24 protein-coding genes, 1 tRNA gene and 2 pseudogenes are annotated in these 26,800 nt (G+C 56.0%); 7 read left to right on the top strand and 20 right to left on the bottom strand.

What is annotated here, in order from left to right; all coding sequences use genetic code 11:
* Nucleotides 1-49: 49 nt before the first annotated feature.
* The 4 genes from ACR3EN_RS13860 to ACR3EN_RS13845 are packed head-to-tail and all read right to left on the bottom strand — an operon-like array spanning nt 50 to nt 2,961.
* A complete protein-coding gene (locus ACR3EN_RS13860; RefSeq protein ID WP_480870730.1) occupies nt 50-838 on the bottom strand; it encodes a transporter in 789 nt (262 codons plus the stop codon).
* Nucleotides 839-878: 40 nt separating this feature from the next.
* Nucleotides 879-1,889 carry a DUF1254 domain-containing protein gene (locus ACR3EN_RS13855; RefSeq protein WP_480870727.1) on the bottom strand — a complete coding sequence of 337 codons (1,011 nt, stop codon included), beginning with the start codon at nt 1,887-1,889 and terminating at the stop codon, nt 879-881.
* Between the two features lie 17 nt (nt 1,890-1,906).
* Nucleotides 1,907-2,056: a hypothetical protein gene (locus ACR3EN_RS13850; RefSeq protein WP_480918430.1), complete on the bottom strand. Its 150-nt coding sequence runs from the start codon at nt 2,054-2,056 to the stop codon at nt 1,907-1,909.
* Complete coding sequence (locus ACR3EN_RS13845; RefSeq protein WP_480918429.1) at nt 2,053-2,961, bottom strand: DUF1254 domain-containing protein; 909 nt, start codon at nt 2,959-2,961, stop codon at nt 2,053-2,055. Before ACR3EN_RS13845 ends, ACR3EN_RS13850 begins: the two co-directional genes overlap by 4 nt.
* Before the next feature lie 430 nt (nt 2,962-3,391).
* Between ACR3EN_RS13845 and ACR3EN_RS13840 the strand changes: the two genes are divergently transcribed.
* Nucleotides 3,392-4,513 (top strand): AraC family transcriptional regulator, encoded by a 1,122-nt coding sequence (locus ACR3EN_RS13840; RefSeq protein WP_480843345.1) that lies wholly within the window; start codon nt 3,392-3,394, stop codon nt 4,511-4,513.
* A 281-nt stretch (nt 4,514-4,794) separates the two neighbouring features.
* Here the strand turns inward: ACR3EN_RS13840 and ACR3EN_RS13835 are convergent, their stop codons facing one another.
* A complete protein-coding gene (locus ACR3EN_RS13835; protein ID WP_480821888.1) occupies nt 4,795-5,430 on the bottom strand; it encodes a DUF1826 domain-containing protein in 636 nt (211 codons plus the stop codon).
* Nucleotides 5,427-6,641 (bottom strand): GTP-binding protein, encoded by a 1,215-nt coding sequence (locus ACR3EN_RS13830; protein ID WP_480821886.1) that lies wholly within the window; start codon nt 6,639-6,641, stop codon nt 5,427-5,429. The genes ACR3EN_RS13835 and ACR3EN_RS13830 overlap by 4 nt, the downstream gene beginning before the upstream one ends.
* A gap of 103 nt (nt 6,642-6,744) precedes the next feature.
* Between ACR3EN_RS13830 and ACR3EN_RS13825 the strand changes: the two genes are divergently transcribed.
* Nucleotides 6,745-7,173 carry an Rrf2 family transcriptional regulator gene (locus ACR3EN_RS13825; RefSeq protein ID WP_480821884.1) on the top strand — a complete coding sequence of 143 codons (429 nt, stop codon included), beginning with the start codon at nt 6,745-6,747 and terminating at the stop codon, nt 7,171-7,173.
* 146 nt (nt 7,174-7,319) lie between these two features.
* Here ACR3EN_RS13825 and ACR3EN_RS13820 read toward each other — a convergent pair whose 3' ends face one another.
* Together ACR3EN_RS13820 and ACR3EN_RS13815 are read right to left on the bottom strand one after the other, a co-directional pair.
* Complete coding sequence (locus tag ACR3EN_RS13820; RefSeq protein WP_480821882.1) at nt 7,320-8,297, bottom strand: HAD family hydrolase; 978 nt, start codon at nt 8,295-8,297, stop codon at nt 7,320-7,322.
* A 234-nt stretch (nt 8,298-8,531) separates the two neighbouring features.
* Nucleotides 8,532-9,238 (bottom strand): annotated as a pseudogene (locus tag ACR3EN_RS13815) (IS6 family transposase).
* A 6-nt stretch (nt 9,239-9,244) separates the two neighbouring features.
* Here ACR3EN_RS13815 and ACR3EN_RS13810 point away from each other — a divergent pair.
* Nucleotides 9,245-9,475, top strand: coding sequence for a hypothetical protein (locus tag ACR3EN_RS13810; RefSeq protein ID WP_480843347.1), 231 nt, complete (start codon nt 9,245-9,247; stop codon nt 9,473-9,475).
* Nucleotides 9,476-9,748: 273 nt separating this feature from the next.
* Here the strand turns inward: ACR3EN_RS13810 and ACR3EN_RS13805 are convergent, their stop codons facing one another.
* Together ACR3EN_RS13805 and ACR3EN_RS13800 are read right to left on the bottom strand one after the other, a co-directional pair.
* A complete protein-coding gene (locus ACR3EN_RS13805) occupies nt 9,749-10,474 on the bottom strand; it encodes a LysR substrate-binding domain-containing protein (protein ID WP_480843349.1) in 726 nt (241 codons plus the stop codon).
* 14 nt (nt 10,475-10,488) lie between these two features.
* The gene (locus ACR3EN_RS13800) at nt 10,489-10,671 is read right to left on the bottom strand and encodes a LysR family transcriptional regulator (RefSeq protein WP_480821878.1); all 183 of its coding nucleotides are present in this window, start codon (nt 10,669-10,671) and stop codon (nt 10,489-10,491) included.
* A 107-nt stretch (nt 10,672-10,778) separates the two neighbouring features.
* On the opposite strand from ACR3EN_RS13800, the gene ACR3EN_RS13795 reads away from it, so the two are divergent.
* Nucleotides 10,779-11,054: a hypothetical protein gene (locus ACR3EN_RS13795; RefSeq protein ID WP_480821876.1), complete on the top strand. Its 276-nt coding sequence runs from the start codon at nt 10,779-10,781 to the stop codon at nt 11,052-11,054.
* Nucleotides 11,055-11,572: 518 nt separating this feature from the next.
* Here ACR3EN_RS13795 and ACR3EN_RS13790 read toward each other — a convergent pair.
* Entirely contained in the window at nt 11,573-13,750 is a 2,178-nt protein-coding gene (locus tag ACR3EN_RS13790) for a CARDB domain-containing protein (RefSeq protein WP_480821874.1), read from the bottom strand.
* A 383-nt stretch (nt 13,751-14,133) separates the two neighbouring features.
* Here ACR3EN_RS13790 and ACR3EN_RS13785 point away from each other — a divergent pair.
* Nucleotides 14,134-14,412 (top strand): annotated as a pseudogene (locus ACR3EN_RS13785) (integrase); the annotation flags it as partial.
* The gene (locus ACR3EN_RS13780; RefSeq protein WP_480821872.1) at nt 14,376-14,975 is read left to right on the top strand and encodes a hypothetical protein; all 600 of its coding nucleotides are present in this window, start codon (nt 14,376-14,378) and stop codon (nt 14,973-14,975) included. The pseudogene ACR3EN_RS13785 and the gene ACR3EN_RS13780, both read left to right, overlap by 37 nt.
* Nucleotides 14,976-15,348: 373 nt before the next feature.
* On the opposite strand, the gene ACR3EN_RS13775 is transcribed toward ACR3EN_RS13780, so the two are convergent.
* The 9 genes from ACR3EN_RS13775 to pyrH form a co-directional block, all read right to left on the bottom strand.
* A tRNA-Ser gene (locus ACR3EN_RS13775) sits at nt 15,349-15,438 on the bottom strand.
* 57 nt (nt 15,439-15,495) lie between these two features.
* On the bottom strand, nt 15,496-17,931 hold the full coding sequence (locus ACR3EN_RS13770; protein ID WP_480870718.1) for a DUF3772 domain-containing protein: 2,436 nt from the start codon (nt 17,929-17,931) through the stop codon (nt 15,496-15,498).
* Nucleotides 17,931-18,965 carry a cysteine synthase A gene (locus ACR3EN_RS13765; RefSeq protein WP_480821868.1) on the bottom strand — a complete coding sequence of 345 codons (1,035 nt, stop codon included), beginning with the start codon at nt 18,963-18,965 and terminating at the stop codon, nt 17,931-17,933. The genes ACR3EN_RS13770 and ACR3EN_RS13765 overlap by 1 nt, the downstream gene beginning before the upstream one ends.
* Before the next feature lie 66 nt (nt 18,966-19,031).
* Nucleotides 19,032-20,150 carry an NUDIX domain-containing protein gene (locus ACR3EN_RS13760; protein ID WP_480870715.1) on the bottom strand — a complete coding sequence of 373 codons (1,119 nt, stop codon included), beginning with the start codon at nt 20,148-20,150 and terminating at the stop codon, nt 19,032-19,034.
* Between the two features lie 14 nt (nt 20,151-20,164).
* Nucleotides 20,165-20,605 carry a TrgA family protein gene (locus ACR3EN_RS13755; RefSeq protein ID WP_480870712.1) on the bottom strand — a complete coding sequence of 147 codons (441 nt, stop codon included), beginning with the start codon at nt 20,603-20,605 and terminating at the stop codon, nt 20,165-20,167.
* A 15-nt stretch (nt 20,606-20,620) separates the two neighbouring features.
* Nucleotides 20,621-21,829: a class I SAM-dependent methyltransferase gene (locus tag ACR3EN_RS13750; protein WP_480821862.1), complete on the bottom strand. Its 1,209-nt coding sequence runs from the start codon at nt 21,827-21,829 to the stop codon at nt 20,621-20,623.
* 69 nt (nt 21,830-21,898) lie between these two features.
* Complete coding sequence (locus ACR3EN_RS13745; RefSeq protein WP_480821860.1) at nt 21,899-23,323, bottom strand: cryptochrome/photolyase family protein; 1,425 nt, start codon at nt 23,321-23,323, stop codon at nt 21,899-21,901.
* A 47-nt stretch (nt 23,324-23,370) separates the two neighbouring features.
* On the bottom strand, nt 23,371-24,597 hold the full coding sequence (locus ACR3EN_RS13740) for an aminotransferase class V-fold PLP-dependent enzyme (protein ID WP_480821858.1): 1,227 nt from the start codon (nt 24,595-24,597) through the stop codon (nt 23,371-23,373).
* Between the two features lie 157 nt (nt 24,598-24,754).
* A complete protein-coding gene (pyrH, locus tag ACR3EN_RS13735; protein WP_480821856.1) occupies nt 24,755-25,507 on the bottom strand; it encodes a UMP kinase in 753 nt (250 codons plus the stop codon).
* Between the two features lie 97 nt (nt 25,508-25,604).
* Between pyrH and miaA the strand changes: the two genes are divergently transcribed.
* Nucleotides 25,605-26,498: a tRNA (adenosine(37)-N6)-dimethylallyltransferase MiaA gene (miaA, locus tag ACR3EN_RS13730; protein WP_480821854.1), complete on the top strand. Its 894-nt coding sequence runs from the start codon at nt 25,605-25,607 to the stop codon at nt 26,496-26,498.
* Nucleotides 26,499-26,800 lie beyond the last annotated feature (302 nt).

The raw sequence follows: 26,800 nt of genomic DNA, 5'->3' as shown, positions 1-26,800 counted from the left end.
CAAGACCTCCCTATTTTCGACGTTTCATGAACAATCCTTCAGCCAAAGGTCAGCGGCCTCTGGGCAAGACGACCTGAGCCTGCAATCGCAAGCGAACGCCCTCGGCACCCACCTCGGGCGCTTCCAGCCAGTAGCCCGCCCCCGCTTGCAGATTGACTGGCAGCGCCCCCCATTGGACCAGCTTGGAGATCGAAGCGTTTATAGGCACAGCCCAGGCTTCAGTTTCCCAGTCATAGGTGCTTTCGCTTTGCAGCGAATAGGTCCACGCGCCTTGGGTGGAATAAGCAAGAAAGGGCTGGAGAAAACTCACATTCGTGGGGGTGTCGGGGTTGCTTTCCAAGTCCCACAGATGATTGGCCAGCGCACCATAGGTCCACGGCCCCGTCTGCCGCAGGGCAATCCCGGTAATCCCAGCGGCCCATGTATCACTCGATACGTCGCTAAAGGTTGGAAAGCGCACAACGGGACCAACGCCCCACGTTACGTCCCCGGTTCCGATTGGCGAGAACCAAGCAGAGAACAGGATATCTCCTAACCCTTCCTGGCGTGTGCCCGGCACAACGTCTTCCTGCCAGATGTATGGAATGATAGTTCGTGTGATCAGGTTAAGGTCATCGTTCAGTTGAAAGGGCACGACTGGTTGAAAGTTCAGCGTGGTGCGCGAGCCCTGATCAGAGACGCCCAGATTTTCATCATAGTTCAATTGAAATGGAACCGAGACGATTGCCGCAAGTGGATTGGCCAGTTCCTGGGCCAGATCGGATGCCTCGTCTGCAACGGTTGTGGTTCCGGCACTGGCTGCAAAGAGCAGCCCCATAAGAGTAGGGGATCGACGCATAGCCGTGTACTCCTTTTAAATTGCAGGTTGGGCGAGTGGCCTAGTTGATCGGCTCTAATTTCGGGAAGGCCCAATTACCGTTCAGGATTGCATCCTCCGGCTCATAGAGGCGGATCGCGTAGTTCCAGCCCGGAGTAATCGGTAGACAGTTCACGCGGCCATCGTCGCACCCGCCGAAATGCAACGTGACCGAGCCGTCCTCTGCCGCTTCGGCTGTGTAGCCATTATAGCTGTTTACGCCCAGATCATTGGCTTCCAGAAAGCCGTCACCGTTATAGACAGTCACCGACCAGAACGCCCGAACCGGCACATCCTTGACCGTTACCGCATGTGGTGTCTCGCCGTCGTTCTGCTCGACCGCGTCCAACATGTAGATCGCGGCCTCAGGCGGAAGACCGCCCCAGCCCGAGAACGCGCCGACCAGAAACTGAACCGGATCAATATCGTCTTTGGTTCTGCCAAAGGCCCGTGCTGTATCGGTGCCCAGCAAGGATAAGTCGTTTATCGCCTGACGCGCAGTGGAAAGCTGTTCGGTGTTCCAGTTCGGCGCGTCAAATGGACCCGTTCCACCGCCGCTGACGACAATTCCATCCTGTGCCGCTTGTGCGGCGGCAATATCATCGGGGTCAGTCACATCGACGAATGTGCGAAACGCGATGAAACCAAAGCGCGTACCAAGGTCTTCCTGTGTGATTTGATACATGCCGGGCTCTGCCTCAGCGTACATGAAGTGATCCTGATTGATGACATGCATCGAGATATAGCGGCCATCCGCCTCGGGGAGCGTCACTTCGACGGGTTTGCTCAAATCCAGCAAGATGCCGGAGTAGAGCGTGTCCTGATTCATGCGGATAACCGGCTGGTTGTCCGGTGTGGTGGCTTCGCGCATATGCCCTAACTCGCCAACAGCGAGGCCGAGATTGGCCATGTTGGTGCGAAACATGTGATCTGTCTCGGCACGCACAAGCGTGTCGACGGTCACATCGACCATGTCTTCGGCCCAAACGCCTGTCGGGAGTGTAAGCGCGACTGTCAGAAGAAGCTTTTTCATCGTAAGCATCCTGTTGTTCAGTTTGCGGGTTCTACGGAGGGGAAGACCCAGCTTCCGTCGATGACCTCTGGGCCCGGCTGATAAAGGCGCACGGCATAGTTCCAGCCATCCATGATCGGGAGACAGTTCACGCGTCCGTCGTCGCAACCACCGAAATGCACGGTCACACTGCCATCATCATTCTTGGTGCCAGAGACCGAATTGACCACATACGAGTCGAGGGAATTGAGTTCAAAAACCCGTCTGCATTATAGAGGCTCACGGACCAGAACGCGTTCACTGGCACATCCGCTGGAACCTGGATTTTGTATTCTCCAAGCGGCAGGCCGGGCTCGATATTGAGGTAAAAGGCTTCGTCTTCGGGCAGTCCACCAAAGCCGACTGCTGTGCCAAGGAAATGGCGTAATGGGTCTATATGATCTGCCGTACCAAAAGTCCGGGCGCTGTCTGTGGCGAACCTGCCCAGCTCAACTGCGGCTTGGCGCAGGGCCTCAAAGCTATCCGCGTCGTAATTGGGCATCTCGAAGGGTGTCGCGGAGGCGGCATCAATGGTGAAACCGTCCTGAATTGCATTGACCGCCGCAACATCTTTGGGGTTCTCAGCATCCACCAGTATTCTCATGAAAACAAGCACATAGGGGGTATGAAATGTGTCCATGTCAAGCTGGAACACACCGCCACCGTCGAACACTTCATTGATAAAATGATCTTGATTGACCACCATCGTCGTCATGTATCGGTCGCCCACATCGGGCAGAGTCAAGGTTGCGCCTTTGCTGATATCAATTACCGCAACGCTGTAGAGCGTGTCTCGGTTCATCCGAATGGTGGGCTGATTGTCGATGGGGGTGGGTTCTTTGAAATGAAAGAACTGATTTACGCCTCCGGCCAGGCCATTGTACGTCTTCAGTTCGTTGTCTGTAGCAGCCCGAACAAAGTTGTTTATGGTAATGGGCACTTCGTATGTCTCTGCAAGTGCATCGACCGTGGTATCAAAGCTCTGAGCGGTCGCTGTGCTTCCGATCAGGACAGCTAAAGCAGCAAGTTTCCAGTGTTTGTGCGTGAGATTCATAGTTTGTCCGCTCCACTAGCCAATTACAGAAATGCATTGCTTGATGGTCCCGGCAGCTGATCAAATGCGCACTCTCGCGACCCTCTTTTTGTTGTTTTTGAAACGCAACAATTGCAGCCGTGGCCATCTCTCTCCAACAAACCACAAAGTTCGAATGTATGCCCTGACAGATTGGAGCGGCCACCTCCGAAAACTGGCCCAAAATGACAGGTAGCGGCAGCGCGCCGGCTAGCAACTAGATACTCTCTTTGTGTATTGACCCAGCGGCGGGCCTATTATTCATGTTGTGATGTCAGCCTGTTAGAGCGCACTCTCTGCGGGTAGCGTGGTTCCATTCGGTTGTGCCTCTACCAGCGGGCACCTGACCTTTTTACCTCAAAAAGTGACTTCAGCTTTGACGCAGGTCAGAGACACTGAGCCGCGCTAGTCTATGCTTGACCTGCCCGGCCTTTCAGTTGCGATACCTAAGGGAGTTATGATGACAGGGCAGGACGCGCATGCTCAACACAGAACACCACCGCTTACACGCGGGCGGGTCATCATCCCGCTTTTGCTTGCGTTTCAAGAATCCGGTCAATCTGTAGAAAGTCTCCTTGCGGAATTCGATCTATCCTTCTCGGAGTTGAGCGCTCCGAGTTGTTTCATTCCGCACGACACTGTCTATGCCGTGTTTGAAGCCGTCGCACAAAAGACATCCCCAGACTTTCCAGCACTTGTTGGTCAAACTTCAGATCCGACGATTGCATCCCCATTCGGACAGGCCTTTCGCGTCGCAAAATCGCTGGCTGATTTCATTGCCAGGTTCTGCGTTCATGCGGGAAACAATACAAATGCGGTCACCATGACACTTGATGTCTCTGGCGAGTTCGCCGTGCTGTCCGCCAAACGCAGGTTCACGCCATGCTGTTCGCCCGCCTATATGGATGCGTTTCAGATCAGTCGATGGGCTACGTTGCTGCATGAAACCGCAGGCCAACGTTGGGAGGCGAATAAGGTTCTTGTGCGGGTGAACCGTCCTGATCTGCTCCCGTCTTACTTCTACGGCATCCGGGCGGTAGGCGCGGGCACAGACGGGTATTCCATCCGCTTCCCAAGTGCCTGGCTTTTGTTTGAACTGGTTAACCGAACTGCGACCGATTACGTGTCGACCACTCAGGACGACAAAAACCCTGTGCCTACAGACCTGTTGAGTTCGATCCAAAGCGTTGCCAATTCAATGGTCGGACGCACTGACTTGTCGGTTACAACCCTCTCCAAAGCATGCGGTTTTCGAGGCGCGGTTCTCAACCGACGGCTTGCTGCCTATGGAACATCACTGTCTCGCATCGTCATCGAAGCCAAATGTGACCAGGCAAAATACTTGCTTTCCAAGTCTGAATTGTCGGTGGGCGATATCGCTGCTCAGTTGGGGTATTCTGACGCTACCGCAATGACACGGGCCTTCAAGAAATGGACGGGTCAGACACCGTCGGAGTTTCGCGCCCGTGAAATGAACTTCGTTAAGGCATCTGTTCCGATACTCGATCCGGTCGAATACAATTGTGAAACGTAACAGGAATACGATGCGGCCCACCTTTTTTGCCGCGCTTCAAATTTGAGATCGACAAAAAAGGGGAGCCGGTCATGGAATTCCCACAGGTAAGGAGTGTCGTGGGCAGTTTTCTGGTTGCGTCGACTACGCTGCTCCACGGATCTCCAGCGGCGGCTCGCCCCGCCGTAGTCGGCTCAAGCTTGCCATTCGTCAGACGTAATGATGTCGAGCTGTAGCTTCCACGAAGCGAACCTTGATTGACGATCTTTTACAATTCAGACTGCTTTGACCGGGGTCCCTGTTTATGCGGCCTCGTCCGGATCAAAGATAGGGTCTAGAACGAGAACAAGTCGGGTTTCGCCCGTCCCTTCAATCGGTGGCGAACGATGTAGCAGGCCTGACGGTGGATCGTCAGGCCAAAATGTTCCTCGCATAAGAATTGGCGCGCCGGTCGGCACAGTGAAAATACGCTTGGGATCACTCCCGTCCGTAGAGATGCCGTATTGGGTGCCTGTACCACGATAGGTGCACACGAGCCGGGCGGTGATCGCGTCGATGTGAAACTTGCGGCAGGCGTTGGTTTGTATCTTGTCCACACGTAGTCGCAGATATTTCGTTCTCGTCAAATTCGCAAAGATCCGCGCCATCTCAGCAATGTCTGCCTCAAACCAAGCACGTTGGTCTCCGTTGGGCAGATTCGAGATGTCACAAAGATGGCCGATGGTATCTGCCATTGCGTCTGTTGGAAGGATAACGCGTCCGGTCGGCAGAACCTCTTCCGGCAGACTCTCAAACCAAGAGTACATATGCTTCGGCAAGTTCCGCCGCCAAATCGCTGCGGCGCAGCCTGGCTGTAAAAAGGCGCGCAATCCAGCGGGATCATCTGCAACACCAACACTGACGGCCGCATTTTCAATTGTTTTGCGGATAAAGCTCATGCTGCATCCTCAACGCGCCGCCATCCGGGGAACGGGTCTGGCATATCCAACGGCAAGCTATCTGGTCCAGCCGCCAAAACATATGGAACGAGACAAGCGTCAAGCCTGGCCTTCATCGCTGTCCAGTCGATGTCCGACCCAATGAATACCAGCTCTTGCCTCCTGTCGCCCCACGGCTCAACCCAGTGTTGTTCAATATAGTCACGAGCGGACATATGGCTGGGCCATCGCTCCTGAGGAACAGCGGCCCACCAGGTACCAATCGGCTTAACGCTCGACAGCGCTCCAGCGAGGGAGAACTCAGCAACCCATTCGGGGCGCGTGGCAATCCAGAAATGTCCCTTCGCCCGGATTACACCCGGCATATCGCCGTTTAGAACGGCCAGAATCTTTTTGGGGATGAAGGGCTGGCGCGCACGATAGACGAAGGATGTCACGCCGTATTCTTCGGTCTCTGGAACGTGGTCGGCAAAGCCGTAAAGCTCTTTCGCCCACATCGGGTGCTCGTGCGCCTTGTCAAAATCAAAGAGCCCGGTGTCGAGGATCTTCTCCGCCGCAACATCAGAATGATTGGTTTCGATAATTTCAGCATCCGCGTTCAGGCTACGAATGATCTTACGCGCGGCATCAACCTGCCCTTCGGTCGCATCCGCGACCTTGTTAAGGATGACCACATCGGCAAACTCCATCTGGTCAGTAAGAAGATGTACCAGCGTGCGCTGGTCATCATCTCCCATTACCTCGCCTCGGTCCCGCAGGAAGTCGTGACTTGAGAAATCATTGAGCAAGTTCACCGCATCTACAACTGTCACCATCGTATCGAGCCGCGCGACATCAGACAGGCTATCGCCGAATTCGTCTCGGAAATCGAAAGTCGCTGCCACAGGCATAGGCTCGGATATCCCGGTGCTCTCGATCAGCAGATAGTCAAAACGTCGTTCAGCCGCCAAGCGCCGCACCTCATCCAACAGGTCGTCACGCAAAGTGCAGCAAATACAACCGTTCGACATCTCAACCAGTGTTTCGTCGGTGCGGCTGAGTTCGGTGTCGGCGCGCACAAGATCAGCATCGATGTTCACTTCGGATATGTCGTTAACGATGACAGCAACCCGCCGCCCCTCGCGATTATTCAGCACGCGGTTCAACAAGGTGGTTTTGCCCGCGCCCAGAAATCCGGACAGGACGGTGACGGGGAGCCTGGTATCTGGCATGCCTGATCTCCAATCATATGATAACAGTCTTGTAACTTACGAAGTTACTAGATGAATGCAACATCAGTTGTTACGTGTTTTGCGATTAAAAGGAACTCTGTGTATGAAGCGAAACAGCCGTTTGTCCCTTGCCCTGCACACGCTAAGCCACATGGCTGCTGAACCGGGCCGAGTGCGCACTTCTACCGACATTGCCGATCACGCAGGAACAAATCCTGTAGTTGTGCGCCGCGTCCTCGGAAAATTGCGCGAAGCTGGGCTTTTGTTGTCCGAGAAGGGACATTCAGGTGGTTGGCGCTTAGCCAAAACCGCTGAAAGCATTACGCTTGCAGACATTTACTTGGCGTTGGACGAAAGACTGGTATCGGGAAGCGGCGGGGATGTTCAACCTTCACACTGCAGCGTCGAGACGGATCTGCAAACGCGCATTGTAGAAGTCCTGGACGATATTGAACAAAGCCTTGTGGAACGCCTGCGGGAAACAACGATCACAGATGTCCATCCCAGCAGTTGCAGCTATTGCGAGAGCTGAGCTTCTGGTGGCCCGGAGTGGTTGTGAACATGATCCGGAAAGCTGGCTCTGTTACGGCGACTGTCTAGGGGAAAAACCTACGAGACGGTTAAGTTGCTTACTAGACCGTTAAAGACCTCATAACCCATAATACCGAACGATCTGTCTCACTGTTCGGGCCAGATAACAGCCCAATCCCTTGCCATATCGGCGAAATGCCATCCGCGGTCAGGGCCCTCGTCGAGACCGCGCTTCAGGACGCCAACATGACCATCTCGGTCGTAGGCCCATTCCCGATCGGCATCCGTGTGGTGGACATAGAGCGCGAAGGACGGACCGTCACCCGAGGTGGTCCACTCAAGCATTTGGAAATCCCCATCCGAATTGCCACCTGCAAATATGGGGCGTTTCCCGATGTGGTGGTTGATAGCGACCGGTTTGCCAGCCTTGTCATCGTTGAAGAACAGATCAGGCTGCTTCATAAGGGTTGGTCTATCGCTTTCGACCACGTATTCGGACACGAGCGAAGAGCCGATAACTTGGTTTACCGGTATGTTGTAGGCGTCCTCTGAAAGAACGCGAATGAAGTCGATGCCACCGCCGGAAACGATATAGGTTTTGAAGTCTTCATCGCGGAGGTAGCGCAGTAACTCTAACATCGGTTGATAAACCATAGTTTTGTATGGCTTACCGGTGGTCGGATGCGTGGCTACCGAAAACCATTCCGCGACGGAATCTTTAAAGTCATCCACGCTCATACCGGCGTGAGATGCCGCAAGAACTTCAAGAAGTCCATCTTTGCCCGTTGCGATCAGCGCATCCATATCTCCCGCTGCAGCCGCCTTTAGCGCGTCTGACGATAGGGCGGATGGTTCCATCTTCTTAACTTGGTCGATCGCGAAGTAGAGCTGGAAGTAGGCTGGTTGCTCGGCCCAGAGTGTGCCGTCGTTGTCAAAAACCGCGATCCGGTCCGACGGGGTCACGTAATCTTCAGATGCGGGGTCGGTTACCCGTTCGACAAATCCAATGATCGCCGCCTTGGTATCACCGGAGTTCCAGGATGGCAGTGGGTCTGCAGCCAGAGGCAAAGCCAGCGGGACTAACGCTATTTGCAAGATAGTAGCAATTTTCGGACGAAACTTCATTTGGGCTACCCAATGATATACGATGTGCTTCGAAGGCTGCGCACATACTTAGTGACAAATGAAACTATTCTACAGTGTTTGGGTTCCATGATCGTCCAGAAAATTCACGATGGCAACGGGTGAGGTTACCGTATGGGCGGGAGGTTTTTCAGCGAAACACCCGTACACGAGGTTTCTTTTGTGCGGTGTCAGACGAATTCGAACTAGACTTCGTTTGCTGCCGAAACCATGAACCTATCCGGAACACAGTTGATGCCACTCGCTAAGAACGGCCGTGGGCGTTAGCTTGAAGGTATCTCGGCTGGTTCGCGATCTTTCCTGGTTGGAGTGGATGTAATCTGAGGAATGGACGGCGGCGAATTTCTGCAAACTTCGCATGCGCCTGAACCGTTGCATGGCGGGTTCGCTTCTTCGGAACGGCAGGTGCGTGTTCTCAACGCGGTTGTTGAGCCACCTGCCCGTCTGCTGTTTATCAGTGGCGCCCAGTTCTCTGAGTGCAACCCCGTAGGAAGCAAAGCGATCTGTCGCGATTTCTTCTGCGCGGCCATAGCGCTTCATCTATTTCTTGACTAATTTCAGTGCTGCGGCTTTGTTTCATCGTTTGGTGACAACGGCTTCCAGCACCTCGCCTTCGTGGTCAACTGCCTGCCAAAGATAAGGCCGCTTGTCATTCAACTTCACGAAAACCTCATCCACGTGCCATTGCCATTTGGAGAACGCGCGCAGCTGCTGAACACGCATCCGTTTGATCTCAGCAGCAAACATCGGACAAATCCGTTCCACCTATATCGGACAGTTTCGTGGCTCACATCGATGCCTCGCTTGCGCAGCAGATCTTCTACATTTCGAAGCGAGAGCGGAAAACGGATGTACAGCGTCACTGCAAGGCGGATGATCTCGAGACTGGTTTTGAAGTACCTGAAGGAGGCAGGCTTAGTCATTCCTAAATGCTACGCAACCGCCTTGCCCCACTCAAGCAATGGTGTTCTGACAAAACCGGAGCAAAAGACCCGGTTTTGGGCGTCCCAGTGATGAACCAGCTGCGCCAGATTATCAGAAGCTGTCCGGAACCGTTAGTTTTGGAGGAGGCTGGGCATTTTGTACAAGAGTGGAGCGAGCCGATTGCTCAGATCGCACTTAAACAATTTGGCGATAGTAGTAGTGCCAAGGCCGACTAACCCTGCCGTGACAGTTCGCTTCGGGTCTACTTCAGGTTCTATTCCAGACCTCGGTGCTGTGGCAGCACAGGCCCCCGCCCCACTGTCAGCCGATCACGCAGACGGCCCAGAGCTGCCGTTCGACCACAGCCCTGGACGCTGCGGATGCAGCCCACTTTCCGGACATTCGCTGTATGTGCAAAATTTGGCGATTATCAAACCCACAGTCTGCGGGACAAAGCCGCCTTTGAGGGCCATCGATTAAATGACTGCTTTCGGTTTTTTGCATGGACACTACCCATGCAAGAATTGTTCAGCAGCAGACCTGTCCGCCTCTGCAATCTCGTAGGCCCATGATCGAAAAGCCTCAACCTTGGGAGAGTGCCATTTATGACGTCCGGCAAGGAGGCAGATGTCACCGTCAGACGATTTGCACAGCATGTCCGGAAACGGGGCAACCAACGTTCCCGATTGCAATTCTTCGCAACACAGGACAAGGTCGGCCATCACAACTCCAACACCCATGACCGCCGCTTTGGTTGCGATGTCAATGTTGGGAAAATCCTGACCTTTAGCCGGGTCTACGCCTAGGTCCCGGAAAGAGCCGACCCATGTCTTCCAGTCGGAGTGACTTCTTGTTTCGTGCAGCAATTCACAGTCGGCAAGCGCCTCAGGAGATTTCAGCGACTTATTGTGACGATAGTTCGGCGTACAGGCCGGGGTGAGAATGATCGGAAAAAGTGTCTGCACCTCAAGATCATGCGAGCGGTTCGACAAGTTGGATATAGAGAAACCTATATCAGCATTGATTGGGTCGAAACCGCCATCTGGATAAAAATCTGTTGTCAGACTCACATTGAACTCTGGATGAGCTTCTCTGAAGCCTTCCAATTTTGGTAGCAACCACCTGATTGACGTCCCCGGCGGGCAAACGATGCGCAACTCGTTGGCATCCGCGGAAACTTCTTCCGCTGCGCGCCCGATCATGCCAAAAGCTTCCGATATAGTGGGCAGAAACACAGTGCCCGCTGGCGTCAACCGGACGCCCTGAGCCAGCCGCTCAAAGAGCTGAACGCCCAAATGGTCTCCAGCAGCTTGACGTGCCGACTGATCGCGCCGCGCGTCACATTGAGCTCTTCGCTTGCACCCACAAAGCCGCGGTGACGTGCTGCGGCTTCAAAGGCCCTGAGGGCGTTAAGTGGTGGTAGTTTTGTCATGTGTAAGGCTCATTTTTTCTAATCCTTTGGATGCAAAAGCTTGGTTTGCTTGAAAGTCTCCACTCGCGGTATCCCTCAGTCAAGCTAGAAAGCATGAGGAAAATTCTATGTTAACCGCTCTGCTTGGGAATGGTTCGTCGATTAGGAAAGTCACGGATGTTTTGGCTGTGTGCAAAAAATTTATGCCTATGTCACGGGTAGAAACACCTGACGCGCGGCTACAAAAACAACTGGAGCATCTTGCCCTGAGCGCCCCGCACATGCTGGCGGACATAGGGTTTGAGCGCGACGTCGAAGCGAGTTCCAGCGAAACGGCAGTGTGGCGCCGAGACGCTCACAGCGTGATCATCTTTAGCCCCATACATGCCTCCGCCTTCATTTGAAGTCTTTTCAAGCAATTAAACAGAAAGTTTTGCGCCAATGCCATCTCTTGGATGACGTAAAGACCCAGACATTCGAACCTGTTGCAGCATTCAGTAGTTCGGGCTCTCCTGACACCTTCGCCGCGATCTGCACCAAGTGCCGGTCTGGTATGGACCAACTTTCGCTGCACGTCGCACGAATTGGCACGGCGCGGGACTTTATCGCCGCTGGCATTTTCATTTCGTAGGGCCGCTTTGCGCGCTGAACGGTTGGGGAAAAAACTGCAACGTTGAGTAGAGTTAGTTTCGGGGCGCAAATTCGAATGCAGCCCTTCCTTACTAACGAGCAGACATCCACTCCCGACTAGTCAGTGCGCTTGAGTATTACCTTGATACCCGACAGGTGTATTCTGAAGTGATGCGAGGAGAATTCGCGGTGTCCCTAGGCGGGGTCCGGAGCAAGAAAGGCAACCGCAGTCACCGATGCCTTTCCTGTTTCGCTCCCGCAAATCGGCTTTCCAAAGGTCGGTGCGGGTTAGTCAGAAACCAATTGAAATATCTGGCTGTTCTTCAACGATCAGGAAGTGATGAAGGTCCAGATCGTCGATATCCACATCCTTTAACAGCAGGCTGGAATCCTCAGCATATTGCAACAGAGCACCGTCGCTAGTTTGGACGAGGTCCAGTAGGGGATCATATGTTTCTCCGGCTCCAACTTCGATCACTACAGAATCAAAGTTGAAATCAAAGTCATCAACAACGTCGTGACCATACCCTGTTGTCGCGCCGGTCGATGTGTTGCGCACTACGCCGATCATGTCGTTTCCATCACCGGTGAGCAACAGATCGTTCCCAAGATTGCCGACGATCAAATCGTCTCCTGCACCAGCGTCGATAGTGTCGTCCCCGTCGCTGCCGATGATCAGGTCATTTCCTGCCCCTGTTTGGAGATCGTTAACGGTGCTTCCGGACAAATCCACATGATCGTCATAATCCGTCGTTACGATACGCTCAAAATTTGTGTAAACCGACGCCGTCTGACCACTGGTCTGGGAGAATTCGATCAACTCGTACGAGTTGGACTCTACGGAATATAGCTCCACGCCTTCTGAGCTTGAGGAGAAATTCAGCGTGTCAACGCCTGCGCCACCATCGACCATGTCAAAGCCAGGCCCAGCGAATGCAATGTCGTCACCGCCAAGCAGGTCCACGATGTCTCCGCCGGTGCCACTGGCCCAAACGTCATCCGCCTCGGTACCAATCGCGACTCCACCGACCAATGTTACTTCGGCAATCGAGCTGTTGTTGGTAGGATCAACATCCGATGGGGCATCTGATACCAGTATGACCTGATAGTCACCAGCCGTCACGCTGCCGTCGATGTTTGCCGAGGCTACTAGGGTTGTCGTTCCCCCGGCTTGCAGGCTTGCGGTGCCGCTCCAAATCTCGATGTCATCGGCAGAAACCGTACCATCCGATGAAAGATAGGCCGTGAACCCGGCATTGATTGCCGGACCAGTGCCAAGGTTTGATACGTCAAATTCCAGATCAAGCCGCGCACCGGTTGGAGTCGAGATAAGGCCGCCCGGGCCCAGATCGAAATCTGATGTAGCTTGGATACTGACAGTGCCCACCGAAATGTCCACGGTTGGTTCTGGCGGCGGAGTCAGAGTGATCGTTTGGACGATCGTGTTGTTGTCCAGTTGCGTGTCTGTGGTACCGTCACCCCATTCAACAACACTGATCAGATAGTAATCGCCCGGAGTATAATCCTCTGGCAACCAATGCGAAGTTGAGGGGCTTGTAGTCAACCCGGAATAGGTACCACCGGTGATACCCGCAATCCGGTGATCGTCCGCAGAAATCGTGGCATCCTCAGAAATATATGTCGCAACCTTGAAATACGAGACATCCATGTTGGAGGCATCGTGGATGACGTAGTTCATCTGAATTCTTGCACCGCCTTCCAGATCAAGATCAGAACTGCTGTCGACGGTTGCGGACACAAGTTGCAGGTCTGTGCTGGGGGCTTCGACCGTGATCTGCACCCAGTCAGTCTGGTTGTCCGCTTCACTTTCTTCGTCAAGAGAGTTTGTGCTGTCTACGCGCACGGCCACCCAGTACGTTCCCGGCTCCAGCGATCCCGGGTCAAATGAGAACGAGACCGCGCCCGAAGTTCCAACGGGTGTTGCTCCAAGCTGGGCCGTATCGACGGCGCTTATCACAGCCCCGTTGTCCGGAGCGGACGCGACCAAAAGCTCAACCGTGGACTCCGCTGCATCGATCACACCGTTGGACGCGATATCTACGTGTATGTCGGTTGTCTCGCCGGGGGACAGGCTTGCATCTTCAACCTCAAGGGTCCCGGCGGTCAGATTGGCAAGGCGGGGTACAATGACCTCGGCCGCTGATTGTGTCATGTCCGCGAACTCGAACACTTCGACGCCCGAAATTGTGTCGGTGCCTTCAGGACCGGATACCTGGATGCTCCCGTCGCTCAATAAAGTGACGTCATAGTCGTCTCTATCATAGGTGAATACAACTGTATCGGTGCCGCTTCCGCCATAGACTGTATCATTGCCGCCGCCACTGATCAGCCGGTCGTTCCCGCCCTTGCCGTCCAATATCTCGTCGGCGTCTGAACCAATCAGCAAGTTGTCTCTTTTGTTTCCGGAAATGACGTTGTTGTCACCGCCGCCTTTTTTTGGCTTAGGCATAATAAACTCCTTTAATATATAGACTTACAGGCTGATTGACAGAGAATTGCGTCAACAATTTGGCAATGAGTGCTCGACAATTAAACAATCATAGGTAGATATTTCCAGGCGCTGAAATCCAGCCCCCGGAGGATGTGGTGAACCTCTGTTTCGGCGAAGCTACGCTGCTGTGCACTTGCAAAATGCAAGGGGCAGATTTGGATCGTAGGCACAGCTGCCAATGCCGGCTCACCATGGATCCGCTGCCGTTAATACAAACTACAGCATACGTCACATTGGGCTCCGATGCAGACCTCGGTGATAGCGCAGCATCACGTGATATGCTGGACCGGTCAACACCGGTTTGTCGTTGTGGGAGGGTATGGCGGATCGGAGGATCAGTCATGGAAACAACAAACTTACCGGCCATTCGCGCGCTTCGCCCAGCCTGGAACAAAGGACGCATCGTTGGCCAGAAACGACCGCTGAAGCCAAAGCACGTCTGGGCAATCCGGGTGCGGCTTGAATTGGCAGAGAACCATCGTGATCTAGCTCTGTTCAATATGGCAATCGACAGCAAACTGCGCGGGTGCGACCTTGTAAAGATGAAAGTTGTGGATGTTATGGCGTCTGGCCAGATCAAGGAATGCGCCTCGGTGCTGCAGAGCAAGACGCCGCCGCCGCGCACCAGATACTAACGCAGCCGGAAGCCGCGTCAGCCGCCGCAGTGCAGACCGCAGTTGCGGATTTGGTAACCCGGCTTCAACGCGAAGGCGGTCAGGTCGGCGCTGCTCTTCTGGCCAAAGGCAAGATTGCACGCGGACAGATCGACCTCGAATTGGATCGTAAATCGCTGTCAGGCGCATTCGGCACCACGGTCGATCATCCGCACCCGGATCTCACCCACATCACCGCATCCTTCAATCTGCGCCGCCGCGGTGTCGAGTCAAAAGTCGTCGCCGGAGACAGGGCGCCGCAACCCGATCCTCACCTCCGCTCCATGCTGATCCGCGCCCATGGCTGGGCCCGCGATCTGAAAGCCGGGGTTCAACTGATGGAGATTACGCGGCAAGAAAACCTTCCCGGTGCCTTCATCCGCACCCGCGCTCAGCTCGCCTTTCTCTCACCGAAGATTCAATCCGCGATTCTCGACGGGACCCAACCGCCCGAACTCACACTCAAGCGTCTGGTCAGCGTGAACCACCCACTGGATTGGACTGAACAGGAACGTCAGTTCGACTTCTGACGCCTCCAGTCCTGCTTCCCTGATGCTGGGTTCGCCCTCCCTGATCCAGCGGAACAATTCCCTGTTCTAGGAAAGAATTCCCTGTTCCAGTGCTTAGGAAATTTCCCGCGTAAGCCGCTGATAAATATACAGTTCTGACATCAGAAACTCTGAGCTCTAGAGCCGTTTCTCAAAAATTCCCTGTAAATCGATGGTTATCAGGGAAATTCCGCCCAAAGCGACCCCGCCAAAGTGCGGCAGTGAGACTGCGGCCGAAATTGCGCTCTGAGTGTACGATCTGCTCCGTCTCTGATTGAAAACACGTACGTCAACGCGCGGGAATTGCGGCACAATTCCGGGTCAGAAAACACAACTGAAGTGAGACAGGTATGAGTGGCGGAGAGACAGGGATTCGAACCCTGGAGACGGTTTCCCGCCTACACACTTTCCAGGCGTGCGCCTTCGACCACTCGGCCACCTCTCCGTGTCGGCGTTATTTGGACCATCGAAACGGGATTTGCAAGGCCAGATTACAGCTGAATTACAGCTCATCCGCATCTGAAGAACCCACATCGCCTTCAGTCAGATCGACGGCTTTGTCAGAGCGCTGAGCGCTGCCTTCTTGCGCCCCAGGTTTGGCCTCAGGTTCAACCTTTGCAGGATCTCGCAAGACCTCCGCATTTCGCAACCAGACGTCGCGCTGAGCGAAGGGAATTTCGATGTTTTCTTCGACAAACCGGCGGTTGATCTCGTGATTCATGTCAGATTTGACCGACAGCACCCAGTTCACATCGCGCAGAATCGCGCGGATTTCAAAATCCAAGGAATCCGCGCCAAACCCCTGGAACACAATGCTTGGGGCCGGGTTCCCCAGAACCATGGGGTGCGCGTTTGCAATCTCGCTCAGAATGGTCTCGACCTTCCGGGTATCGGTGCCGTAGGCGACGCCGACAGGCACGATCAAACGACCGATCGTGTTACCGCGGGTATAGTTCGTAACCACACCGCTGATCAGGTCCGAGTTCGGTACGATCACGTCCGACCGGTCAAAGGTCTCGATCCGCGTCGACCGGACCGAGATATCACGGACATACCCCATCATTCCGTTTACATCGATCCAGTCGCCTTTCGAGATCGGGCGCTCGACCAACAGGATGATGCCCGAAACAAAGTTCGACACGATCGTCTGCAACCCAAAGCCAATCCCGACCGACAGCGCCCCTGCAACGATTGCCAATGAAGACAGATCAAAGCCCGCAATGACGATGGCGATCAGCGCCGCCAGAAAGACGCCGACATAGCCGGTCCCCGACACAATTGCGTTCTGGCCGCCCGGATCAATTTTTGTCTTGGGCAACAGTGAATTGCGCAGGCCGCTTTGCAGCAGGCGGGTCAATGCGAAGCCGATCGCAAAGACAGCGACAAAGGTCAGGAAATTTCTGGGCGAGATTGTCACGCCGCCAATGTCAAAACCCAATATGATCCGCGACCAGACCTCTAGCAGGTCTGTCTCGCGCGCACCCCAGTATATGGCCAGGATTGGCAGCGCCACGATCGCCAGCGCAAAGCCCACCAGCACCGAAAACAATGAATCGCGTGCGGCGTCACCCTGCCCGGACAACCAGCCATAGACCATGCTGAAGAACCGCTGCACGATCACCAGTGCGGCAATCAGGACCAATGTCTTGACCGCGGGAAAGACGATCGCCTCGGCCGCGTTGATATATCCGGTTGCTGCCAGCACCGGCGTGGCAATCCCCAGCAAGAACAGCGCACGGCGCAAGAACTCAACCAGCTGGCTGAAACCCGCTGCGCGGCGCGGCGTGTCCTGCTCGGCCCCCTGCTGCGTGGGCTCGTTCTGTCGGATCTGGCGCAAGCGCAGCAATAGCAGCGCGGTCGCAAGTATGATCGGAAAACCAACCACCGCACGCGTCGCGTCCGAGATGTTTTCGATCTGCTCGAACAGCAGCGCCAACTCATGCAAGATCAGCGTAATCGCCAAAAGGTCGATGTAGAACCGCACCTCACGGATCTTACCCTCGGACAGGCGCTGGAAATTCTGCGCCGCCCCCATCAGGAATATCTGACGTCCGATCCAGTCGAAATAAAAGATGATCGCCGCCCAATAGGGGATGTTGTTAAACAGAAGCATCCCGCGCAGACCAAGTACGCCGGTCAGCATGACGGCCTCGACAAGGGCCCATACCCCCAGCCAAGGCAGCAGAATGCGCAGAAGAGAAACGATGAAAGTCCATACGCCGCTGCCGCTGCCACCCAGCGAACGCAGATATGCACCACCCTTTTCAGACCAAGAGCGCCCATAAAGCAACAAAATGGCCGAAGCCGCCAGCAGGGCGAAGATGCCCAGACCACGTTCCCGAATCCGCTCGCGCACAACATCGGTGCGCAGGTTTTTCGAGATTTCGTTTATCAGGCTTTGCGTCGCATTCTTCACGTCGCTCCACGCAGGGCCCCAATATGCGGGATTGAGCGGTGATGGACCACGTTCAAGCAGTTCTTTGGCTTGACGATCGCGTATGATCCGGTCGATTTCACTGATCAGACCATTCGCGCGGCTGAACGCCTCTTCCGAAATGATACGCGGAACCCGCAGGCTGTTCAGCTGGCTTTCAAGATGCTCGCGCAGCCTTGCGATATCTTCGGGTTCGGTTTCGCCGTCGGCAGGCGCTGCACCCAGCGCGTTGATCTGACTTTCCAGAGTTTGGATACGGTCGGTATTCGCGCCCCGAGCCCTGTTGAAGTCCTCGCGATAACCATTTATTTCAGAACGCAAATTTTCGAGCGCCGCATTCGATGCCCGGTTCGCGCTGATCACAGATTCCGCACGGTCCGCTGTACTGATCCAGCCCTGATAATATTCGCTTTGCCGGTCGGTTAACTGGGCCGAGGCCATCCCGCCCAGTCCGAACAGGCTGAATACAACAAGAACCAGTAACAGACGGACCTGCCGAAGCATCATACGTCCTCGAACACGCCCGGAATGCTGCGGGGTACTTCAGTCATCCAATCTGGCACCGGCAACTCTTTTTCGCGCAGGAATTCGGGATTGAACAGTTTCGACTGATAGCGGGTACCATAGTCACACAGGATCGTGACGATCGTATGCCCCGGCCCCATTTCTTTCGCCAGCCGAACCGCGCCAGCCATGTTGATCGCGGTCGAACCGCCCATCACCAGCCCCTCTTCCCGCAGCAGATCGAATATATAGGGCAGCGCTTCGTTATCGGTGATCTGGTAGGAGTGATCAGGCGTGAATCCTTCAAGGTTTTTGGTCACGCGCACCTGCCCGATGCCTTCCGCGATCGAGCCACCCTCCATCGCGATCTCACCAGTGGTGTAGTAGGAATAAAGCCCGGCCCCCATCGGATCGGCCAAACCGATCTTGACGCCCTTGGGCTGAAGCGCATCGGCGACCCCCGCCAATGTCCCGCCTGAACCAACGGCGCAGATAAAGCCATCAACCTTACCGCCTGTCTGTTCCCAGATTTCGGGGCCGGTGGTTTCCACATGCGCCTGACGGTTGGCCACATTGTCGAACTGGTTTGCCCAGATCGCGCCGTTGGGCTCGGTCTGTGCCAGTTCTTCGGCCAGACGACGGGAATAATGCACAAAATTGTTGGGGTTGCGGTACGGGGCAGCAGGCACCTGCACCAACTGCGCCCCGGCAAGACGCAGCATGTCCTTCTTTTCTTCCGACTGGGTTTCGGGGATCACGATCACGGTCTTGAAGCCCATCGAGGCCCCAACCAGCGCCAGACCGATCCCGGTATTGCCCGCCGTGCCTTCGACAATCGTCCCACCGGGCTTCAAATCTCCGCGCGCAATAGCGTCGCGGATGATGTAGAGCGCCGCGCGATCCTTGACCGATTGGCCCGGGTTCATGAATTCGGCCTTGCCGAGGATCTCGCAACCGGTTTCCTCGCTGATGCGGCGCAGCCGGATCAAAGGTGTTTTACCGACCGCGTCGGCAAGGTCTCGTGCAATGCGCATGGCACCCTCTTGTCGTTTGGTATCGCAGAAGATTTACAGGCGCCCCGCAGCAACCACAAGCCGCGATCATACGTCCTGCAGCCGATCCCGGTGCCGTGCCAGCCAATGTGCCAGGGTCAACAGCGGCAGGTCCTTGAAGGCATGGGCATCCACCTGATCCATGAAATGGTCAAAGGGTATGATTTTGCTGCGAATATCTTCCCCTTCCGAGGCCAAACCTCCGCCTTCGACACTTGTAGTCAGATCGGCCAACCCGACATACAGGTAAACATATTCGGTCGACGATCCGCTCGAGGCATAGGCCCCGCCAGCAAACTCCAGAGCCTTCAGCGCGATTCCAGCCTCTTCGCGGACTTCGCGATGCGCTGCCTGCTCAGGGGTTTCACCCGGATCGATCATGCCCGCAACGGGTTCCCACATCCATGGGTTGGGATCGTCAATCATGAACACAGGCGCGCGGAACTGTTCGACCAGTAGCACGCTATCGCGCACGGGATCATAGGGCAGAACACTGGTCGCTGCCCCCTGCATCAGGCTGTTGCGCGGCAGGACCGGGCCCATCGAGCCGTCATACTGACGATACTGCACATCAATCTCGTCCATTCCGAAGTAACCGGTATAGGCACGCGCGCGACGGTGGACGACGACATCCTGTGTCAGATCGCGTTGATCCGGCCCCGTCCGGCCCCGCGCCGCCAGTCGCGCCCATGCGCGCATTCGAATAGAGGAAAAGTTGCGCGCGACCGTCTCGGCCTCAAACGTTCCGAAATGCGCCATTACTTCTTGCGCGGCCAGAAGGTTCATTTCTCCCCAACGTGCGATCCAATCTTCTAACGTCCACAGCTGATCCGGTGCCCAAAGGCCCGGTTGAGGATAGAACACCTCGGCTCGTGCGGTTGTGCCATCGGGTCGCTCAATCGTCTGCGGCCGCAGATCATAGTCGAATCCACCCTCATAAAAAGCCAGCCGCCGCAGGTCCTCGCTGCTGAGATTTTGAACCAGCAGACCCTTCGCCGTTTGGCGCGGGGCTTCGACAATCATCGGGAATATCTGATCCTTTACGCCATAAACTGCGTGATCAGACAGTGCTGCGTGCGAAAATGTCAGATCGGCGCTGGACCGTCCCAGAACAAGCTCCAACAGTGGTATGTGCCGCAATGTGCCGTAGAAGAACAGGTCAGCCATGGGGACGAGGGTAGCTATCGCCAACGTCGAGAGGCGATTTCGGTCAGCAAGCCGCTGACGACCGCACCGATCGCAAGCGTCCACAGGATTTCAGGCACAATCAACTGCTCTCCGAACTCGACACCGATCTTAAAGATGGCCAGTAACGCCTCAAACGGGCCGCCATAGCGCTGACGCATCGCAAGGCTAATCATTTCGTAGGTGCCTTGCACGAACAGCCCCCAGAACACCAAAGACGCAACGCCGGTCAGGCCGTTGTTTATACCCGCGGTCCAACCGCGCCCTGCACGTTTGCCCATGACCACCCAACCACAGATGGCCCCAAGTGCCATGTTTACATAGGTGAAATTGCCGTAATTCTTGCCCTCTTCTCCGTTCGCGATCACCATCGTCGATACGAGGAACGCCACCACCAGCAGACAGATGGCTGCAATAAGACGCGAGGCTGTAGGCATTCGGTTTTTCCGTCTTTAACTCGGTTTGGCTATAGTGATCTGTGTCACATCGCAATTGCCGGTGTCAAAGGCTGCGCCGCAGGCGGTCAAATAATAATTCCACATGCGGCGGAAACGCTCATCAAACCCCATTTCCGAGATCTCATCCCATCGGTCGTTGAACGTCTCATACCAGCGCCGCAGGGTCAGGTCATAACTCTTGCCGAACTCTTTCGATCGAACCACGCTCAGACCAGCTTGCGCAATCTGTTGTTTGAGGATCGTCGGGGCTGGCAACATACCGCCGGGGAAGATATATTTCTGAATGAAATCAACGCCGTTCTTGTAAACATCCCAACGTTGATCAGCGACGGTGATGATTTGCAGGGTTGCGTGCGCGCCGGGCTTCAGGCGCTCGCGCACGGTATCGAAGTAGACGGGCCAATATTTCTGGCCCACCGCCTCGAACATTTCAATTGACGCGATACCGTCATATTGGCCCTGCTCGTCACGATAGTCCTGCAACTTGAATTCAACGAAATCTGAAAGTCCTGCCTTTTCAATGCGTTCTTGCGCAAACCTCAACTGCTCTTGGCTGATGGTCAGGCCCGTAACACGCAGCCCGCGCTCTTTGGCTGCATATTCCGCAAAGCCGCCCCAACCGCAGCCGATTTCCAGGATATGATCACCCGGTTTGGCGCCCATCTCATCAACCAGACTGGCGTATTTCGCGATTTGCGCTTTTTCGAGGCTTTCCTGTCCTGTTTCAAAAATCGCACTGGAATAGGTCATGGTGTCATCCAGCCACAGACCATAGAACTCGTTGCCCAAATCATAATGGTACGAGATGTTCTTTTTCGCTTGGGACCTGTGATTTCGGTGTAACCAGAACCGTAAACGTTCATAGGCGCGCACCAGAAACTTTCCGGTGAAATCGTCATAGACTGTTTCCGTGCCCATATGCACGAGATCCATGAAACTGCGCAGATCCGGCGTGCTCCAGTCGCCCTCCAGATAAGCATCCGAGAACCCAAGTTCACCCTCGCGCACCAGCCGGGCAAAGACCTCGGGGTCGTGGATGTCCACATGCGCGACGGGCCCCGGTTTTGCCGCCTCGGCGCGGAACACACGGCCATCGGGCAGCGCGATATCCAGCCGCCCCGCCTCCATGCGCTTCACCATCTTGAAGACTTGTGCGAAATACCTTGGCAGGTTTTCCTGCCCATCTGTGGACGTCAGAAACATCCGCTCTCCCCTCTGCGGTTGCGGGGTCAGGCTAGGACGGGATTCGGTTTCTGGCAAGTTTTCAATTCCTTACTGGTTCTTGCTGCGTTCATAGAGCGCCAGGGCGCGGCTTCGCCCCTCGGCCAAAGAAACGACGGGTTTGGGGTATGTATCCTGCGCGGACAGCCCCCAGGACCGGGGTATCGCATCAAAATAGCTCAGCGCGGTTGCCGACGGATCGGCTCGTCCCTCGGCGATCCATCTGTGCAGATACTCGGCCTTGGGATCAAAGCGCTCGCGTTGCGTGTCTGGATTGAAAATCCGGAAGTAAGGTGCCGCGTCCGGTCCCGATCCGGCCACCCATTGCCAGCCCATTGCATTAGCGGCAGGATCCCAGTCGATCAGGCAATCGGCAAACCAGTCCATGCCGATTTTCCAATGCGTTGTCAGATGCTTGGTCAGGTAACTTGCGACGATCATGCGGGCGCGGTTGTGCATTCTGCCGGTTACATACATCTCGCGCAGACCAGCATCGACCAGCGCCACGCCGGTCCGGGCCTGTTTCCAGGCCTGCACCTCTGGTCGGTCGGGGTCGACACTCCAGGGGAAGGCATCCCAGTCCGGTTTCCAGTTCGCGTGCAACAGGTGTGGCCAATGGTACATCAGATGATAAGCAAACTCGCGCCAGACCAGTTGGCGCAAATAAGCGTCTGTCCCGGGTGTGCCTGTCTGCGCCGCCGTTTGTACCCGGTGCCAGATCATGCGTGGGCTGATTTCGCCCAGCGAAAGATACTCGGACAGGTCCGACGTCCCGGTGTCGTCCAGCCGATCGCGCTGATCCGAATAGCGGTTGAGCCGGTCCATAAAGGCATCCAACTGATCCAGCGCCGCCATTTCTCCGGCGTGGACATATGGCGCAAGGATTGCGGCACCGCGTTGCATCTGTTGCCCCATCTGCCAGTCCGACAGACGATCAGAGTGCGGCCAGCTTGCGGGGCTCGTAATCCGAGTTGGACGGGGTTCCGGCGTGGTGATGTCGCGGCCCTGAACTGCGCGCCACATGGGCGTAAACACCCGAAACGGCTGACCCGCTTTGGTCTCGACCGCCCAGGGCTCGAACAGCAGATGGCCGGGAAAGGATCGCGCCTCGATCCCTTGATCCGACAACGTGGATTTGATCCGCTTATCCCGTTCAATCGCGCCGGGATCATAGGCGCGCGTCCAATAGACAGACGACGCTCCTGTCTCGGTGATAAGGCTCTGCAGCACCTCTTTCGCGTCGCCGCGGCGCAGGATCAGACGACTTCCCAACGCCTCCAACGATTGCGCCAAAGCAACCAAGCCTTGTTCTAGACGCCACTTGGGTGCGGACCCGAGCGCCTCCACCTGATCATCCCGAATGAAAACGGGGATGATCGGTGCACCTGACGCCACCGCCGCACACAGCGCGGGGTGATCGCTGAGGCGCAAATCACGACGAAACCACAAAATGACTGCAGACTGCCCGGTTGCCATATCCGACCTGTGTTTTCTTTCGTTTACGGAACCAGGCAGAATCTGGATCACAAAACGTGATCAAGCGCTTCGATAAGCTGGGTAATTTCCTGTTCCGAAGTGTAGTGCGTAAAGCTCAGACGCAGGACGCCCTGATCAGGATCGACCCCCATCGCCTGCAGCGGGCGCACCGCATAAAAATCACCGCCCCCTGCCATGACGCCAAGCTTGGCCAGTTCGGCGGCCACGGGTTCCGCAGCCCGGTTCAGGGCCAAAGCAACCGTAGGTGCGCGCCGTGTGGCGTCAGAAGGCCCAAGCAACCGCAGCGCGTTGCGATCTTTCACCGCATCCAAAAGCGGTTGCAGCAAAGCGACCTCATGCGCGCGCATCAAATCGTGGACAAAAGCACCGCGCGCGGCTGTGCCCGAAGCCGGGCCGCCGTGGTGGTCGCAAAGCTGTTCGAAGTAATCCGCCATACCCGCGCTGGCCGCAATCTGCGCGTGATCCGGTCCCGCCGGCGTAAACCGTTTGTAAAGCGAACCAGCATTGAAATAATGCGCCTGATTGGGCAGCAACTCGCCCAGGCTGCGCCGGATCACCATGCAGCCCTGATGCGGACCATAGGTTTTGTAGGCCGAGAACAGATAGATATCGGGTCCCAGATCGCCGACATTCGGCAGGCCGTGCGGGGCATAGGAAACGCCATCGACGCAGACAAACGCACCCGCCGCGTGGGCGATCGCGGTGATCTCGGTCACCGGGTTGATCTCGCCAACCACGTTCGAGCAATGGGGAAAGCAGACCAGCCGTACCCGCTCATCCAACAGGTTTTCCAGAACTTGCGGGTCCAATGTTCCGGTGTCGGGGTCAATCTGCCATTCGCGAATCTCGATCCCCTCGTCCGCCACTCTGCGCCACGGGCCGGAATTGGCCTCGTGGTCCTGATTGGTCACGACGATTGCGTCTCCGGGTTGCATCCATTGGCGAAACGCCTGCGCCAGCACATAGGTGTTCTGGGTGGTCGACGGACCAAAGCTCAGTTCATCGGCCTCGACACCCAGCAGCGCGGACAGGCGCAAGCGCGCCTCATCCATCTCGGCCCCGGCCAACTGGCTGACCTCATAGGGGGCATATGGTTGTACCTTGCGCTGGGTATAGAAGCGATGCAGCCGATCGATGACAGGTCGGCAGGTGTAAGAGCCGCCCGCATTCTCAAAAAACGCCTGCCCCTGAAGGCTTGGCTCGGAAAACGCCGGAAACTGTGCGCGCACAAATTCGATGTCCAGAGTGCTCATGACGCCGCGCGCCCTCCCATTTGATCCCGTGGCCCTGAGGCCGGGCCAGTAAGCCGACGCGCCGGCCCCCCGTCAAGTGGGTATGAGACACAGGATCGTCATACAAGCTGCTGGAAAACAAACGCTATTACGTTTGGTCAACCAGCACGAGCGCGTGTCATCCCTGCACTTTGGTATAGGTGCCTTCGCCCGCGAGAATGCCGCGGAACCCACCGGGTTCGTCCAATCCGAAGACGATCAGCGGCAGATTGTTGTCCCGCGCAAGTGCGATGGCCGAGGCATCCATCACGCGCAACCGTTTGGCAAGGACGTCATCATAGCTGACGGTGTCATAGCGGACCGCGTCAGCGTGGGTCTTGGGGTCTTTGTCATAAACGCCATCGACACCGTTCTTACCCATGAAAATCGCCTCACAGGCCATTTCGTTGGCGCGCAGTGTCGCGGCGGTGTCGGTGGTGAAATAGGGATTGCCGGTTCCTGCCGCAAAGATGCAAACCCGCTTTTTCTCAAGGTGACGCACGGCGCGACGACGGATATAGGGCTCGCAGACCTCATCCATCCGAATGGCCGAGATCACACGGGTGAACACCCCGACCTCTTCCAGCGCCGATTGCATCCCCAGCGCATTCATAACCGTGGCCAGCATACCCATGTAATCGGCCGTGGTCCGTTCCATCCCCTGCGCGGACCCGCTCAGGCCACGGAAAATGTTGCCGCCACCGATGACCATGCAAATCTCGACCCCCAGATCGTGGACCGATTTGACCTCTTGTGCGATGCGCTGAACGGTGGGCGGGTGCAGGCCGAATCCTTGATCCCCCATCAGAGCCTCACCCGAGATCTTCAACATGACACGTTTGTACTTTGTTTTCGGGGTCTCGGCGGTCTCGATGGATTGGGAAAGGGTCATGTTGCGCTCCGGGCTGGCACGGGGTTATTTTCCGGCGCAAAATGAAGCAAAACCTCCGCAGGTTCAATGCGGATCAACAGGAATGGGGCAAGTATAAATGGCCGACACGACTGCCGAGCGGCTTTGGGACCTCCTGCCCCCGATCCCTGATGACAAACCTGTTCTGATCGCCGGACCGACCGCTTCGGGAAAATCCGCGCTGGCCTTGTTGATTGCAGAACGCTGCGGCGGCGTCATTGTGAATGCCGATGCCAGTCAGGTCTATGACTGCTGGCGCGTTATATCGGCGCGGCCTTCACCCGAAGAAGAGGCCCGGGCGCCGCATATGCTCTATGGGCATGTCGCGTGCGATCAGGACTATTCCACCGGTCATTGGATGCGCGAGGTCACCCCTTTGTTGTCGGGCGCGCAGCGGCCCATCATCGTGGGGGGTACGGGGCTGTATTTCTCGGCCCTGACTCAGGGGATGGCGGACATCCCGCCGACGCCGCCGGAGATTCGCGCCCAGGCCGACCGCCTGTCACTGACTGAACTGACCGAGGGCGTCGACGCGCAGACACTGGAAGGATTGGACCGCCAGAACCGCGCGCGTGTTCAGCGCGCATGGGAAGTTCAGCGTACCACCGGTCGCCCCCTCTCCGCCTGGCAGGCAGATACACCGCCGCCGACGCTGGCGCTTGATGGTACCGTCCCCGTGGTTTTTGATGCCGAAAAAGACTGGTTGCTGGATCGGATCAATCGCCGCTTTGATCAGATGCTGGATCAGGGCGCGATGGAAGAGGTCGCCGCAATGCGTGATCATTACAATCCCACGCTGCCTGCCTTCAAAGCGATAGGGGTGCCCGAGTTGATGGCCTGCATCGAGGGGCGCATGTCGCTGGCCGAGGCGCGTGAACGCGCCACGGTCGCAACACGCCAATTCGCAAAGCGGCAGCGCACATGGTTCCGGGCCCGCATGAAATCCTGGCATTGGCTGAACGCATCGTCCTAGTGGCAATCGGCCAATAATATATGAATAACAAAATCTTGATCACGGCGCTTGCGCGTGATCGAACGGGGGTTCGGCAGGTCCGAGGCTGTCATTCGTGTGGGTTTCGGTGCGGCGGTCCGTGGCTTCCACTTTCCTCAGGGATGTCGTTTTTGTACAAATGATGACGATTTCGATCATTGACGGCGGCCAAAAACTGGTGCCGAATGCTGCTATGGGGATGTTTAGAAATCCAGAAATTGATCTTTCAGCCCGGCGAACCCGTAGGAACCGTTCGCAATAGGGCCCGGATTGATCAATCCACA

It is taken from the genome of Ruegeria sp. G7 (assembly GCF_056535465.1).
Note: the sequence above shows the minus strand (reverse complement) of the source record. Positions and strands in the feature narration are given on the sequence as shown.

What these genes read in the sequence shown, in the direction of transcription:
- ACR3EN_RS13860 (WP_480870730.1), bottom strand. Translation starts at nt 838, where the DNA reads ATGCGTCGATCCCCTACTCTTATGGGGCTGCTCTTTGCAGCCAGTGCC.
- ACR3EN_RS13855 (WP_480870727.1), bottom strand. Translation starts at nt 1,889, where the DNA reads ATGAAAAAGCTTCTTCTGACAGTCGCGCTTACACTCCCGACAGGCGTT.
- ACR3EN_RS13845 (WP_480918429.1), bottom strand. Translation starts at nt 2,961, where the DNA reads ATGAATCTCACGCACAAACACTGGAAACTTGCTGCTTTAGCTGTCCTG.
- ACR3EN_RS13840 (WP_480843345.1), top strand. Translation starts at nt 3,392, where the DNA reads ATGCTTGACCTGCCCGGCCTTTCAGTTGCGATACCTAAGGGAGTTATG.
- ACR3EN_RS13835 (WP_480821888.1), bottom strand. Translation starts at nt 5,430, where the DNA reads ATGAGCTTTATCCGCAAAACAATTGAAAATGCGGCCGTCAGTGTTGGT.
- ACR3EN_RS13830 (WP_480821886.1), bottom strand. Translation starts at nt 6,641, where the DNA reads ATGCCAGATACCAGGCTCCCCGTCACCGTCCTGTCCGGATTTCTGGGC.
- ACR3EN_RS13825 (WP_480821884.1), top strand. Translation starts at nt 6,745, where the DNA reads ATGAAGCGAAACAGCCGTTTGTCCCTTGCCCTGCACACGCTAAGCCAC.
- ACR3EN_RS13820 (WP_480821882.1), bottom strand. Translation starts at nt 8,297, where the DNA reads ATGAAGTTTCGTCCGAAAATTGCTACTATCTTGCAAATAGCGTTAGTC.
- ACR3EN_RS13810 (WP_480843347.1), top strand. Translation starts at nt 9,245, where the DNA reads ATGCTACGCAACCGCCTTGCCCCACTCAAGCAATGGTGTTCTGACAAA.
- ACR3EN_RS13800 (WP_480821878.1), bottom strand. Translation starts at nt 10,671, where the DNA reads ATGACAAAACTACCACCACTTAACGCCCTCAGGGCCTTTGAAGCCGCA.
- ACR3EN_RS13795 (WP_480821876.1), top strand. Translation starts at nt 10,779, where the DNA reads ATGTTAACCGCTCTGCTTGGGAATGGTTCGTCGATTAGGAAAGTCACG.
- ACR3EN_RS13790 (WP_480821874.1), bottom strand. Translation starts at nt 13,750, where the DNA reads ATGCCTAAGCCAAAAAAAGGCGGCGGTGACAACAACGTCATTTCCGGA.
- ACR3EN_RS13780 (WP_480821872.1), top strand. Translation starts at nt 14,376, where the DNA reads ATGCGCCTCGGTGCTGCAGAGCAAGACGCCGCCGCCGCGCACCAGATA.
- ACR3EN_RS13770 (WP_480870718.1), bottom strand. Translation starts at nt 17,931, where the DNA reads ATGCTTCGGCAGGTCCGTCTGTTACTGGTTCTTGTTGTATTCAGCCTG.
- ACR3EN_RS13765 (WP_480821868.1), bottom strand. Translation starts at nt 18,965, where the DNA reads ATGCGCATTGCACGAGACCTTGCCGACGCGGTCGGTAAAACACCTTTG.
- ACR3EN_RS13760 (WP_480870715.1), bottom strand. Translation starts at nt 20,150, where the DNA reads ATGGCTGACCTGTTCTTCTACGGCACATTGCGGCACATACCACTGTTG.
- ACR3EN_RS13755 (WP_480870712.1), bottom strand. Translation starts at nt 20,605, where the DNA reads ATGCCTACAGCCTCGCGTCTTATTGCAGCCATCTGTCTGCTGGTGGTG.
- ACR3EN_RS13750 (WP_480821862.1), bottom strand. Translation starts at nt 21,829, where the DNA reads ATGTTTCTGACGTCCACAGATGGGCAGGAAAACCTGCCAAGGTATTTC.
- ACR3EN_RS13745 (WP_480821860.1), bottom strand. Translation starts at nt 23,323, where the DNA reads ATGGCAACCGGGCAGTCTGCAGTCATTTTGTGGTTTCGTCGTGATTTG.
- ACR3EN_RS13740 (WP_480821858.1), bottom strand. Translation starts at nt 24,597, where the DNA reads ATGAGCACTCTGGACATCGAATTTGTGCGCGCACAGTTTCCGGCGTTT.
- pyrH (WP_480821856.1), bottom strand. Translation starts at nt 25,507, where the DNA reads ATGACCCTTTCCCAATCCATCGAGACCGCCGAGACCCCGAAAACAAAG.
- miaA (WP_480821854.1), top strand. Translation starts at nt 25,605, where the DNA reads ATGGCCGACACGACTGCCGAGCGGCTTTGGGACCTCCTGCCCCCGATC.